11 protein-coding genes and 1 riboswitch are annotated in these 12651 nt (G+C 72.3%); of the genes, 5 read left to right on the top strand and 6 right to left on the bottom strand.

Annotated elements, in window-relative coordinates:
* Positions 1–66: 66 nt before the first annotated feature.
* Complete coding sequence (gene pgeF / locus AWQ70_RS07060; protein WP_067171928.1) at positions 67–777, bottom strand: peptidoglycan editing factor PgeF; 711 nt, start codon at positions 775–777, stop codon at positions 67–69.
* A 55-nt stretch (positions 778–832) separates the two neighbouring features.
* Positions 833–2020 carry a glycogen synthase gene (gene glgA / locus AWQ70_RS07055; protein WP_067171927.1) on the bottom strand — a complete coding sequence of 396 codons (1188 nt, stop codon included), beginning with the start codon at positions 2018–2020 and terminating at the stop codon, positions 833–835.
* Positions 2021–2203: 183 nt separating this feature from the next.
* Here glgA and glgC point away from each other — a divergent pair, with 183 nt between their 5' ends.
* Complete coding sequence (gene glgC / locus AWQ70_RS07050; protein WP_174552365.1) at positions 2204–3430, top strand: glucose-1-phosphate adenylyltransferase; 1227 nt, start codon at positions 2204–2206, stop codon at positions 3428–3430.
* Here the strand turns inward: glgC and AWQ70_RS07045 are convergent.
* Complete coding sequence (locus AWQ70_RS07045; protein WP_444543091.1) at positions 3417–4007, bottom strand: Rv1733c family protein; 591 nt, start codon at positions 4005–4007, stop codon at positions 3417–3419. The two genes, glgC and AWQ70_RS07045, sit on opposite strands and share 14 nt — an antisense overlap.
* Before the next feature lie 228 nt (positions 4008–4235).
* Here AWQ70_RS07045 and AWQ70_RS07040 point away from each other — a divergent pair, with 228 nt between their 5' ends.
* The gene (locus tag AWQ70_RS07040; RefSeq protein WP_157529928.1) at positions 4236–4877 is read left to right on the top strand and encodes a hypothetical protein; all 642 of its coding nucleotides are present in this window, start codon (positions 4236–4238) and stop codon (positions 4875–4877) included.
* Positions 4878–4893: 16 nt separating this feature from the next.
* The gene (locus tag AWQ70_RS07035) at positions 4894–6459 is read left to right on the top strand and encodes a hypothetical protein (RefSeq protein ID WP_084516609.1); all 1566 of its coding nucleotides are present in this window, start codon (positions 4894–4896) and stop codon (positions 6457–6459) included.
* Positions 6460–6508: 49 nt separating this feature from the next.
* Here the strand turns inward: AWQ70_RS07035 and AWQ70_RS07030 are convergent, their stop codons facing one another.
* From AWQ70_RS07030 to AWQ70_RS07020, 3 genes are all read right to left on the bottom strand, one after another.
* The gene (locus AWQ70_RS07030; RefSeq protein WP_245646803.1) at positions 6509–7510 is read right to left on the bottom strand and encodes a ribonucleotide-diphosphate reductase subunit beta; all 1002 of its coding nucleotides are present in this window, start codon (positions 7508–7510) and stop codon (positions 6509–6511) included.
* Positions 7511–7532: 22 nt separating this feature from the next.
* Positions 7533–9791 carry a ribonucleoside-diphosphate reductase subunit alpha gene (locus AWQ70_RS07025; RefSeq protein WP_067172246.1) on the bottom strand — a complete coding sequence of 753 codons (2259 nt, stop codon included), beginning with the start codon at positions 9789–9791 and terminating at the stop codon, positions 7533–7535.
* Between the two features lie 169 nt (positions 9792–9960).
* A riboswitch (cobalamin riboswitch) is annotated at positions 9961–10196 on the bottom strand.
* 98 nt (positions 10197–10294) lie between these two features.
* Entirely contained in the window at positions 10295–11224 is a 930-nt protein-coding gene (locus tag AWQ70_RS07020; protein WP_067171920.1) for a Bug family tripartite tricarboxylate transporter substrate binding protein, read from the bottom strand.
* 382 nt (positions 11225–11606) lie between these two features.
* On the opposite strand from AWQ70_RS07020, the gene AWQ70_RS07015 reads away from it, so the two are divergent.
* Positions 11607–11939, top strand: coding sequence for an FmdB family zinc ribbon protein (locus AWQ70_RS07015; RefSeq protein WP_067171918.1), 333 nt, complete (start codon positions 11607–11609; stop codon positions 11937–11939).
* Between the two features lie 93 nt (positions 11940–12032).
* Entirely contained in the window at positions 12033–12638 is a 606-nt protein-coding gene (locus tag AWQ70_RS07010; protein WP_067171916.1) for an AmiS/UreI family transporter, read from the top strand.
* Positions 12639–12651 lie beyond the last annotated feature (13 nt).

Below are 12651 nucleotides of genomic sequence, written 5' to 3'. Positions count from 1 at the left end.
GTCGGTCACGGTCGCCGCGCCGGTCACACTCGCCGGCGCCCACGGGGGCGCGCGTCTTGAGCGCCCCTATCGGGTGAGCCAGATATATCCGGCGAACCTGCCGGTGTTCCGGTCCCGGCGATAGGAGTACAGGTCGGGCGTCTCGATCGTGCAGCGGTCGTCGTGCCTGATGTCGGCCACCCCGGCGCGCGTGAGCTGCGCGGCGATGCCCGCGCGGATGTCGAGGGCGGGTGTGCCGAGCCGGGTGGCGGACCGGGTCTCCGGGACCCGCGCCGCGACGCGGTCGCGCAGGTCGGCCGGCACCTCGTAGCAGAGGCCGCAGGCGGCGGGGCCGACGAGCGCGACCATCCGCTCCGGGGCCGCGCCGCGCGCGGCCATGGCCTCGACGAGCGCGGGGACCACTCCGGCCTCGGTCCCGGGGCGGCCCGAGTGCGCTCCCCCGACGACGCCCGCGACGGGGTCGGCGACCAGGACGGGTGCGCAGTCGGCGACCAGGACCGCGATCCCGAGGCCCGGCCGGTCGGTGTACACGGCGTCCAGGCCGGGCGGGTCGTCGCCGAAGGGGGCGGTGACGTAGGCGACGTCCGCGCCGTGGACCTGGCGCATGAAGACGACCTCGTCCAGGCCGAACCCCGCCGCGGTGGCGGCCCGGTTCTTCACGACGGCGGCGGGGTCGTCGCCCACCGCGCCGCCGAGGTTGCGGGTGCCGTACGGCTCGACGCTGACGCCGCCGTGGCGGTCGGTGAAGGCCATGCGGACCCGGTCGATCGCGATCATGTGTCTCCTTGTCCGTGGGGAACGGGCGGGCGCCCGGAAGGGGTCTGCCCGCCGTTCACGTGCGGGCGTCCGCGAGCGTCGTGTAGAGGCGGTGGGTCCGTTCGGCGATGCTGCGCCAGGAGAAGCGCTCGACGGCCCTGCTCCGGCCGGCCGCGCCCATGGCGGCGGCGCGGTCCGGGTCGGCGAGCAGGGCGCCGACCCGCTCGGCGATCGCGGCGGCGAACGCGCCGGGGTCATGAGGCTCGCCGTCCGGCCCCTGGTCGAGGGGGACGAGCAGGCCGGTGACGCCGTCGTCCACGACCTCGGGGATCCCGCCGGTGGCGGTGGCCACGACGGCCGTCTCGCACGCCATCGCCTCCAGGTTGACGATGCCCATGGGCTCGTAGACCGAGGGGCACACGAAGACGGCGGCGTGCGTGAGGATCTGGATCACCTCGGGCCGGGGCAGCATCTCGGAGATCCAGACGACGCCCTTCCTGGTCGCGGCCAGCTCGGAGACCAGGGTGGTGACCTCCTCGGCGATCTCGGGGGTGTCCGGCGCCCCGGCGCAGAGCACGATCTGGGCGCCCGGGTCGAAGGACCGGGCCGCGCGCAGGAGGTGGACCAGGCCCTTCTGCCGGGTGATCCGCCCGACGAAGACGACGTACGGCCGCCGCGGGTCGATGCCGTGCCGGACCAGCGCCTCGGCGCCGGGTGAGGGCGCGTATTCGGCGGTGTCGATGCCGTTGTGGATCACCCGCACCCGGTCGGGCGATATTTCGGGATACGCAGTGAGAACGTCGCGGCGCATGCCCTCGGACACGGCGATGACGGCGTCGGCCGAGGCCAGGGCGGTCCGCTCGGCCCAGGACGACAGGGCGTACCCGCCGCCGAGCTGCTCGGCCTTCCACGGGCGGAGCGGTTCCAGGCTGTGCGTGGTCACGACGTGCGGCGTGCCGTAGAGCGTCTTGGCGACCTGTCCGGCGAAGTTGGCGTACCAGGTGTGGCTGTGCACCACGTCCGCTCCGGCGCAGGCGGCGGCCATCTCCAGATCGACCCCGAGCACCTGGAGCGCCGGGTTGGCGGTCTCCAGGCCGCCCGGCACCCGGTAGGCCGCCACGCCGGTCTCCTCGCGCGGCGCGCCGAAGCACCGGACCCGGACGTCGGCGAGCCGCCGCAGCTCGCGGGCGAGGTACTCCACGTGGACGCCGGCACCGCCGTACACCTCGGGCGGGTACTCCCGGCTGAGCAGATCGACGCGCATGGCAGGAGCTTAGGTCGTGCGCGCCGGGTCGCGTCCCGCCGCCTGCCGCCCGCCCGCCACCCGGACGGCGCCGCACGGCGTCGCGGGGTCCCCCGGCACTGCATCGGATTCCGCGGTGGTTTCGCATTTCTCGTCGGCAATCGCGGTGTTTTATACGAGCTTTGGCGGGTTAGGGTCGTGGCTATGAAGGTCCTCGCGATCGTGCTCGCCGGCGGTGAGGGAAAGCGGCTGATGCCGCTGACGGCGGACCGCGCCAAGCCCGCCGTGCCGTTCGGGGGGATATACCGGCTCGTCGACTTCGTGTTGTCGAACCTGGCCAACGCGCATTACCTGCAGATCGTTGTGCTGACGCAGTACAAGAACCACAGCCTGGACCGGCACATCTCGCGGACCTGGCGGTTGTCGGCGATGCTCGGCAACTACGTGACGCCCGTGCCGGCCCAGCAGCGGCTCGGCCCCCGCTGGTTCGCCGGCTCGGCGGACGCGCTGTTCCAGAACCTCAACCTGATCTACGACGAGTTGCCGGACCACTGCATCGTCTTCGGCGCCGACCACATCTACCGCATGGACCCCCGGCAGATGGTCGAGCAGCACATCGACTCGGGCGCGGACGTGACGGTCGCCGCGATCCGCCAGCCGCTGGCGCTGGCCGACCAGTTCGGCGTCATCGAGACCGATCCGTCGGGGCGGCGCATGACGGCCTTCCGCGAGAAGCCCAAGGACGCGGTCGGCCTGCCGGACGCGCCGGACCAGATCTACGCGTCCATGGGCAACTACGTGTTCAAGACGCAGACGCTGATCGAGGCGCTGCGCGAGGACGCCCTCGACCCCTCCAGCCGCCACGACCTCGGCGGCGACATCATCCCGATGTTCGTGAAGTCGGGCGGCGCCGAGGTGTACGACTTCGCCGACAACGTCGTCCCCGGCTCGACCGAGCGCGACCGGGGCTACTGGCGGGACGTGGGGACGCTGGACGCCTACTACGCGGCGCACATGGACCTCATCTCGGTGCATCCGGTGTTCAACCTCTACAACAGCCGGTGGCCGATCTACACCGGGCACGACCCGCTCCCGCCCGCGAAGTTCGTGCACAACGAGGGCGAGCGGATGGGGCACGCCCTCGACTCGCTGGTGTCCCCGGGCGTCATCGTGTCCGGCGGGACGGCCGTCCGCTCGATCCTCTCCCCCGGCGTCGTGCTCCACTCGCACTCGCTCGTCGAGGACTCGGTGCTGATGGGTGCGGTCAAGATCGGCCGGGGCGCGGTCGTCCGGCGGGCGATCATCGACAAGAACGTGGTCGTCCCGGACGGCGCCCGGATCGGCTTCGACCTCGACTACGACCGGCAGCGGTTCGCGGTGACCCGCGGCGGTGTCGTGGTGATCGGCAAGAACGAGATCATCGACCGTTGATCCGCCACATCGGCTCGACGACGCTCCACTGCGCCTCCCACGCGCGGGTGGCCCGCCGCTGGTTGACCGTACGGGTGCCCAGGACGAGCAGGGTCAGCAGGGCGGCCGCGCCGGTGGGCAGGCCGAGCCCCACCGTCATGGCCGCGACCACGGTGGTCTCCCGATCCTGGGGACGGCGGGCCGGCGCCCCCGTGTCGTCGGTCCAGATCTGCACGACGTCGCCGGTGTGCCTGCCCGGCGGCGCCTCGATGAGTCCGGTGCGATGGGCGCCGGTGACGGAGGTCCACTCCGCCCGGCCTCGGCCGACCGCGACCCCGGAGGGAGCCAGGCCACGTGCCGGCACGTCCTGCAGCAGCGTCGCCCGGGTCAGGTGCCGCGAGTGCGCCTGGGCGGTCTCCGTGCGCACTCCGTCGCCGTACGCCCGGACGCCGAACAGGATCCCGAGCACGGCGGCGACCGCCACGCCCACGACGGCGATCAACCTCATGATCGCCTCGATCCGGTCACACCGGCGGCGTAGCGGATTCCTGTCGAATCCCAGCCATCGAGCGAGCCGGGCGAATGGATTCTGCGACATCTCACACCTCACAGGGTCATTACCGCTGCGAGTCCCGTTTATGCCTATTTTGCTCGCGAAAATAATCAGAGGGAATGCCTTTTCCGGAAAGGCTTTGACACCATTGGTCAATTCACGGCATCCCACATCGTCGCCGGCCGGAGGTGGGCGAACCCGGCCCGCATCCCCAAGCGATGCGATAATCGCCGCCAAGCGGCCGTGAACCCGGCAGGTCGAGGAGGCGGACCCGTGCGCCGACACGTCACCCGATCCGTGCTGGGCACCGCCCTGGCCGCCGTCCTGGCGGCGGGCTGCGGAGGCGGGGACGCGGGCGAGGCCCCGGCGGGCGACGTGCCGGACGGGTTCCGGCGGATCGGCGGCGCCGCCAACGGCCTGCTCATCGCCGTACCCGAGAGCTGGGCCTCGATGGACCTGGCCGCGGGCGAGCCGGAGCGGCTGGCGGAACAGAGCGGCCTGTCCGGCCCCGCGCTGGAGCAGGCGCGCAGCAGCCTCAAGGGGCTCGCGGCGAGCAAGGCGCTCTACGCGACCGACCCGAGATCGGCCGAGCGGTCGCGGAACCGCTTCGCCACGAACCTCAACGGCTTCTGCCGGCCGAGTGTGGGCGCGACCGAGCAGACGCTCATCGACGCGGCCAGGGCGCAGCTCGCCGAGGTCCACGCGGAGGTCTCGGAGGCGACCGGGGTGCCGCTGGGCGGCACGCGGGCGGTGCGGATCAGGTACGCGCTGCCGCTGCGCGGCGTCAGGGTGCGCGGCACGCAGTACCACGTGCCGACCGGCAGGGGCACGACGTGCGTCGTCACCCTGACCACCGACCTCGACGGGAACGACGCCCTGTTCGAACAGATCGCCGGGACGATCCGGGCGTTCTAGCGCTACAGTGCGTCGAGTGGGAAGATCACGGCCTTTCTGGCGGCTGAACCCGGCAGAGCGCAAGCTGTGGGACGCCTATCCCTCGGGCGCCTGGGTGGACCTGCGCGAGAGCGACCGGGACGACCCCGCCGACGGGGCGACCTGGGGCCGGGAGCGGCGGGTGCGCGCCCAGGTGATCGCGGCGCTGCTGCTGGGGATGCGCGAGGGCCGGCCGGGCGAGGTGCCCGGCGTCCGCCTCGCCGGGGCGCGGATCGTCGGCGACCTCAACCTGTCCGACGCCGTCTTCACCTCCAAGCTGCACCTGCTGAACTGCTACATCCCGGGCGCGGTCTCGCTCAACGACGCGCGCACCCGCGGCGTCCGCTTCCGCGGCTGCGACATCCGCAGGTTCAAGGCCGGCCGGGCGGTGATCGACGGGCTTTTCGATCTCGACGGCTCCACCGTCCACGCCGGGGTGCGCCTGGACAACACACACGTCACCGGCCAGTTCCGGCTGTCCCGCGCGACGATCGGCACGCCCGACGACGTCATGCGGGGCACGGAGAGCTACCTCGCGGACGCGCGGGAGCCGTTCAGCCCCCAGGAGGTGGAGGCACGGGGGTACGCCCGCAGCCACACGGCGTTGTGGGCGGGCGGCCTGACCGTGGACGGCGGGGCGTTCCTGCGCGGCATGCGGAGCACGGGGACCCTGCGCCTGATCGGCGCCCGTTTCAACAGCGGGATCTACCTGCAGCGGTCCGTCGTCACGTCCGCCGGGCCGTACGCGGTGCACGCCGACCACCTGCAGGCGACCGCGGCGGAGTTCAGCGAGGGTTTCACCGCCAAGGGCACGGTACGGCTGCGCGGGGCGCGGATCGGCGGGGTGTTGTCCTTCGACCGGTCCAGGCTCACCGCCCCGGAACGGGTGCTGCACCTGAGCCACATGCAGGTGGACGAGCTGATCCTCACCCCGGCGTCGATCGAGGGCGAGATCAACCTCGGCTACTCGCGCATCGGGGTGCTGCTCGACCGGCCCGACTGCTATCCGGGCGCGGTCCACCTGAACGAGGCCACGTACGAGTCGCTGCGCGGGCCGGCGCGGCTGTCGGATCGGCTGGCCTGGCTGCGGCGCGACCCGGACGGGTACCGGCCGCAGCCGTACGAGCAGCTCGCCGCGTACTGCCGGCGGATCGGGCACGAGTCGGACGCGCGCCGGGTGCTCCTGGCCAAGCAGCGCGGCCGGCGGCGGACGCTCCGGCTCCCCGGCATGGTCTGGGGCTGGCTGCTCGACGTGATCGTGGGCTACGGCTACCGGCCGTGGCTGGCCGGGGTGTGGGCGACCCTGCTGCTGGCGCTGGGCACGGCGGTGTTCTCGGCCCACCACCCCTCACAGATCGGCCTGGACGAGCGGCGCAGCTTCAACCCTCTGCTCTACACGCTCGACCTGCTGGTGCCGGTCAGCCTGTTCGACCAGCGCGCCGCGTGGGAGCCGGTCGGCTGGACGCAGTGGCTGGCCGGCGGGCTCATCGCGGCCGGCTGGATCCTCGCCACGGCCCTGATCGCCGGGGCCACCCGGGTGCTGCGGCCGTCCGGGCCGTCCTGAGACGTCCCGGACGGCCCCCGGTTCGTGCGGTCCAGGCGGTTTTCGCGGCTCAGAACGCCTCGTCCAGGCTGACGTCGCCCTCGACCGCCACCTGGTAGGCCGAGACCCGCCGCTCGAAGAAGTTGGCCAGCTCCTGCACGTCCTGCAGCTCCATGAACGCGAACGGGTTGGCGGTGCCGTACCGGAGGGGCAGGCCGAGCCGGGCGAGCCGCCGGTCGGCGACGTACTCCAGGTACTGCCGCATGTTGTCGGCGCTCATGCCGCGCAGGCCGTCGCCGCACAGGTCGTGGGCGAAGGCCAGCTCGGCGGCGACCGCCTCCTCCATCATGCGGGTGACCTGCTCGCCCAGCTCGTCGTCGAACAGGCCGGGCTCCTCGGCCCGGACGGTGTCCACGACGCTGAAGGCGAACTCCATGTGCATGGACTCGTCGCGGAACACCCAGTTCGTCCCGCTGGCCAGCCCGCCGAGCAGCCCGCGCGAACGCAGCCAGTACACGTACGCGAACGCGCCGTAGAAGAACAGGCCCTCGATGCAGGCGGCGAAGCAGATCAGGTTCAGCAGGAAGCGGCGCCGGTCGTCCCGGGTCTCCAGCCGGGCGAGGTCGTTGATCGAGTCGATCCACCGGAAGCAGAACTCGGCCTTGTCGCGGATCGAGGGGATGTGCTCGATCGCCGCGAACGCCTTGGCCCGCTCGTCCGGGTCGGGCAGGTACGTGTCGAGCAGCGTCAGGTAGAACTGCACGTGCACGGCCTCCTCGAACAGCTGCCTGCTGAGGTACAGCCGCGCCTCCGGCGCGTTGACGTGCTGGTAGAGGTTGAGCACGAGGTTGTTGGCCACGATCGAGTCGCCGGTGGCGAAGAACGCGACCAGCCGGTTGATCAGGTGCCGCTCCTGCGCGTCCAGCCTGGCCAGGTCGGCGAGGTCGGAGTGGAGGTCCACCTCCTCCACCGTCCACGTGTTCCTGATCGCCGCCCGGTAGCGCTCGTAGAAGCCGGGGTAGCGCATCGGCCGGAGGGTCAGGTCCATGCCGGGGTCGAGCAACATCGTCATCACGCTTTCTGGGTGGGGGCGGTCACTGGCAGGCGTCGCAGATCTCGGGGTTCTCCAGCGAGCAGGCCACCGCCTCGGCGACCGGCACGGCGGCGGGTACGGCGACCGGCACGGCGGCGGGCACGGTGGTCTGGCTGATCCTGGTGGCCGGGCGGGAGCGCAGGTAGTAGGTGGTCTTCAGGCCGGACCGCCACGCGTAGGCGTACATCGACGAGAGCTTGCCGATCGTCGGCGTCGCCATGAAGAGGTTGAGCGACTGCCCCTGGTCGACGTACGGCTGGCGCGCCGCGGCGAGGTCGATGAGCGCCTTCTGCGGCAGCTCCCACGCCGTCCGGTAGAGCGCGCGCAGTTCGTCGGGGATGCCGGGGATCTCCTGGATCGACCCGTCGGCCCGCTTGACGGCGTCGCGCATCTCCTGAGTCCACAACCCGAGCGCCCGGAGGTCGGCGACGAGATACCGGTTGACCTGGAGGAACTCCCCCGACAGGGTCTCCCGCTTGAACACGTTGGACACCTGGGGCTCGACGCACTCGTAGCACCCGGCGATCGACGCGATGGTGGCCGTCGGCGCGATCGCGATCATGAGCGAGTTCCGCAGCCCGGTCGCCGCGATCTTCTCGCGCAGGGCGGCCCACTCGGCGGCGTGCTCCGCGCGGTCCGGATAACGGTCCGGATAGTGGTCCGGGTGCAGCACGCCGCGCGCGGCGCGGGTGTCGTCGTAGGACAGGTGCCGCCCGCGCTCCACCGCGAGGTCGGCGGACGTCCCGTACGCGGCGAGCGCGATCTCCTCGGCGATCCGGGTGGAGAGGGCGAGCGCCCCGGGCGAGTCGAACGGCAGCCGCAGCGCGAAGAACACGTCCGCGAGGCCCATCACGCCGAGCCCGACGGGCCGCCACCTCCGGTTGGCCGCCTCCGCCTCCGGCGTCGGGTAGAAGCCCAGGTCGATGGTCCGGTCCAGGAACCGTACGGCGGTGCGGACGGTGGCGCGCAGACGGGGCCAGTCCACCGTCCGGGCGTGCGACGGTCCGGTGAGGTGCGCGGCGAGGTTGACCGACCCGAGGTTGCACACGGCGGTCTCGGTGTCGCTCGTCACCTCCAGGATCTCGGTGCAGAGGTTGGACAGGTGGATCACGTTCTGCGGCAGGGCCGTCTGGTTGGAGGTCCGGTTGGCGGCGTCCTTGAAGGTCATCCAGCCGTTGCCGGTCTGGGCGAGGGTGCGCATCATGCGCCCGTACAGCGTGCGCGCCGGGATCTGGCGGACATACCGCCCTTCGTGCTCGGCGGCGCGGTAGGCGGCGTCGAACTCCTCACCCCACAGGTCGGTCAGCTCCGGGACCTCCTTGGGGTCGAACAGCGACCACACGCCGTCCGCCTCGACCCGGCGCATGAACTCGTCCGGCACCCAGTTGGCCAGGTTGAGGTTGTGGGTGCGGCGGGCGTCCTCGCCGGTGTTGTCCCGCAGCTCCAGGAACTCCTCGACGTCGGCGTGCCAGGTCTCCAGGTAGACGCAGGCCGCGCCCTTGCGCCTCCCGCCCTGGTTGACCGCCGCCACGGAGGCGTCGAGCGTGCGCAGCCACGGCACGATGCCGTTCGAGTGCCCGTTGGTGCCCCTGATCAGCGAGCCGCGGGCCCGGATCCTGGTCCACGAGACGCCGATGCCGCCGGCGTACTTGGACAGGCGGGCCACCTGGCCGTACCGCTCGTAGATGCTCTCCAGCTCGTCGCGCGGCGAGTCGAGCAGGAAGCACGACGAGAGCTGCGGGCGGCGCGCCCCCGAGTTGAACAGCGTCGGCGAGCTGGGCAGGTAGGCCAGCGCGGACATCAGCCGGTACAGCTCGGCCGCCTCGGCCACCGCCGAGCCGCCCGACCGGTACGCCAGACCGCAGGCGACGCGCAGGAAGAAGTGCTGCGGGCGTTCGAGGACGCCGCGGGTGACCGGGTGCCGCAGCAGGTAGCGGTCGTAGACCGTGCGCAGGCCGAAGTACTCGAACCGCTCGTCCGCCGCGTGGTCGACGAGCGCGTCCAGCTCGTCGGCGTGCCGTGCGACGAACGCGGCCAGCTCGTCGTGGACCAGGCCCGCCTCGTGGGTCGCGGCCACCGAGCGGGAGAAGCCGGACGCGCCGGTCACGCCGTGCCCGGCCGCCTCGTCCGCGATCAGCGCCGCCAGCAGGCGGGCGGCCGCCTTCGAGTTCTCCGGGTCGGTGACGACACGCGCCGCCGCCTCCTCGATCGCCTCCCATCGGGCATCGGTCCCCGCATCCGCGATCGTGGCCAGTCCCACGTGATCTCCCTCCCGTGTCGGAACCCCGTCAGGGGCCTCGGGCGGGCGGGCGTACGCGTCGGAGCGGGCGGGCTCGCGCCAGGTCCGCGCCCGGCCGTATGCGCGGCGGGCGCGTCGCTCGTCGGCGGGCCCTCCCTCGAGGCCCGGCACAACACGCGCGGACAACGGGTCCGCGCGCAGGTCGCCGGCAGGTCTTCGGACTCGCGGGCGGGGCGCTGCCGGGCCGATGGGTACGGCTCTCGCGCGCCGGTCCTACTGGCCGTCGCTTCCCGGGCCGGAGTCCGGCCCAGTGCTCGTGTGACGGCGGTCGTTCCCGCTCACCGCTGCGGGGCAGTCCCGGATTCGCACCGGGTTCCCTCTTGCCTCACCCCGGGCATGGGGTGAACCAGCGACGTGGAGGATCCTACATCTAGTGCCGCTTCGCGCAACCACCACAAGAAATTGTGGCGATACGGGGGCGGACGCCCGATGACGCCTGCCGGCCCGAGCGGAGGCGGGGCCGGTCAGAGCAGCCCGAGGTCGCCGAGGACCGCCTTCGTGCGGCGCGTCTCGGTGCCGAGCCACTGGCGGAAGTCGTCGCCGTCCAGGTACATCGGGGCCCACCCGTGCGCGCGGCAGGCGTCCGCCCACCCGGGCAGGTCGGCGACGGCGCGGCACAGGTCGAGCAGCCGCTCCCGCTCCTGTTCGGCGGGGCGGCCGGGCGCGACCAGCCCGCTCCAGTTGGCGTACTGCAGGCGCACGCCGGACTCCCTCAGCGTGGGCACGTCCAGGCCGTCCAGGCGTTCCAGGGACGAGACGGCGAGGGGCCGGACCCGCCCGGCCCTGATGTGGCCCGCCAGCTCTCGCGGGCCGCCCAGCCCGGCGGCGGCGCTGCCTTCGGTCGTCGCGGCGACCACGTGGGAGAGGTCGGGGAGCGGCGCGTAGTTGAGGGTCCGCGCGTCGATGCCGAGCCCCTGCGCGGTCAGCCCGTAGAGCACGTGGTCGGGGCCGCCCGTGTCGCGGCCCGCCAGCCGCAGCCGTCCGGGGTCGCGGGCCAGCGCGACGGCCAGGTCGTCGAACGTGCGGAAGCGGGAGTCCCGCCCGGTGACCAGCACCAGCCACTCCCCCGCGAACCTGGCCAGCGGCGTGACCCGGTCCATCAGCCCGCCCGTGCCGTTCATCGCGGCGAGGGCGACGAGGGCGGGGCCGGTGACCATCAGGTCGCCCGAGGCGGAGTCGGCCGGGTGTCCGGCCATCGCCCGCGCGCCCGTCTCGCCGGTGCGCGTCCGCACCTCGACCTTCCCGGCCAGTCGCTGCCGCTCGATCAGGCCCTTCAGCTCCTGGGCGAACGGGCCGCCCTGGGCTCCGGCCCGGGCGGGGACGAGGAGTGAGATCGGGCGGCCGATCCGCGGCCGGTCCGTCCCGCATCCGGCCGACAGAGGGAGCAGACCCACCCCCAGAGCAAGAAACGTGCGGCGCCGCATCGGTCCCCCTCCCCCGAGAGTCCCTGGCACGCCAAGCGTACGGCTCGTCACGGTTCGTGATGAAATGTCGGGATCTGGCGAGGATCGACGCGGGACGGTCGACAGGGCGGCGCGGGGCGGCTTTCCGCAGGGAAAACGGAAGACATCGCAAAGGGAAACGCCGCTACAGGAAAAAGCGCGCCGTTCTCCGAGCCATCGGATCCTCCGAATTCTTCGCCGATTATTGACCGACCGGACCGCCCCCTGAGAACACATCCCACGATCCTTGACAGATAACTCTTTATATGTCTTGTCTGGATATGTATGGGCCGCGCTCGGGGGGCGCGGCCGTCCGGCCTGTTAGAGGGTGCGAATGGCGATTTACGAATATCTCTGCCCGGAGTGCGGGCCGTTCGACGTGTTCCTGCCGATGGGGACCGCGCCGGAGGCCCGGGGCTGCACCGCGTGCGGAGGAGCCGCCCGCCGCCGCTACTCCGGCCCGAACCTGCGCAGGGTGAACCGGGCGCTGGCCGCCGGGCTGGCGATGGAGGAGCGGAGCAGGGAGGCGCCCGAGGTCGTCCGCGCCGGATCCGGCGGCGAGCCCGACCACGGGGGCCGGGGCGGCCACGACGTGGGCCCCCGGCGGCCCTCGGGGCGGTCGGCGCGGCCGCCGCACCCGGCGCTGGCCCGCCTGCCCCGGCCCTGACCTGCGCCGGCGCCCGGCGGGCCGGGGCCCCACCGCGATCTGGACCGAGGGGCGCGCCCGCCGTCCGCCACCGGTGCCAGGAGGTGCGTCCCGATGGGAGATGTCGGACTTCTGTACGTCGGCGCGGTGCTGTTCATCAACGGACTGATGCTGCTCGGCCTGGTCGACGCGCGGGCGGCCGCCCTCTTCAACCTGTTCGTCGGAGGGCTCCAGGTGTTCACGCCCACCTATCTGATCATCAGTGCGGGCGGCGGCGCGAAGGAGATCCTTTCCGCCTCGGGACTGTATCTTTTCGCATTCACCTATCTTTATGTGGGAATCGGGCTTCTCGGGGGGTTCGACACCACCGGCGTCGGGTATTTCTCGCTGTTCGTCGCCATCATGGCGCTGGGCTATTCGTACGCGAGCTTCCAGATCCTGGACGACCCGCCGTTCGGCGTGATCTGGCTCTACTGGTCGTTCCTGTGGTTCCTCTTCTTTCTGCTGCTCGGCCTGAAACGCGGCCACCTCACCATGTACGTGGGCGCGGTGACGGCCGTCGAAGGGTGGGTCACCGGCGCGGTCCCCGCCTATCTCACGCTCGCCGGTTTCTGGAAGAGCTGGAACCAGGGCCTCGTCGCGATCGTCCTCGCCGCGTTCGGCGTGGTCGTGTTCGCGGCGCTCTGGCCGCTCACCCGGCGGGCCCCCGCCGCCCGATGACGCGCACGGAGGC

This window comes from Microtetraspora niveoalba, assembly GCF_001570405.1.
In the GTDB taxonomy this organism is placed as follows: Bacteria; Actinomycetota; Actinomycetes; order Streptosporangiales; family Streptosporangiaceae; genus Microtetraspora; species Microtetraspora niveoalba.
Note: the sequence above shows the minus strand (reverse complement) of the source record. Positions and strands in the feature narration are given on the sequence as shown.

Excerpts from the sequence above, each read along its gene's own strand:
- pgeF (WP_067171928.1), bottom strand. The coding sequence starts at position 777 with ATGATCGCGATCGACCGGGTCCGCATGGCCTTCACCGACCGCCACGGC.
- glgA (WP_067171927.1), bottom strand. The coding sequence starts at position 2,020 with ATGCGCGTCGATCTGCTCAGCCGGGAGTACCCGCCCGAGGTGTACGGC.
- glgC (WP_174552365.1), top strand. The coding sequence starts at position 2,204 with ATGAAGGTCCTCGCGATCGTGCTCGCCGGCGGTGAGGGAAAGCGGCTG.
- AWQ70_RS07045 (WP_444543091.1), bottom strand. The coding sequence starts at position 4,007 with ATGTCGCAGAATCCATTCGCCCGGCTCGCTCGATGGCTGGGATTCGAC.
- AWQ70_RS07030 (WP_245646803.1), bottom strand. The coding sequence starts at position 7,510 with ATGACGATGTTGCTCGACCCCGGCATGGACCTGACCCTCCGGCCGATG.
- AWQ70_RS07015 (WP_067171918.1), top strand. The coding sequence starts at position 11,607 with ATGGCGATTTACGAATATCTCTGCCCGGAGTGCGGGCCGTTCGACGTG.
- AWQ70_RS07010 (WP_067171916.1), top strand. The coding sequence starts at position 12,033 with ATGGGAGATGTCGGACTTCTGTACGTCGGCGCGGTGCTGTTCATCAAC.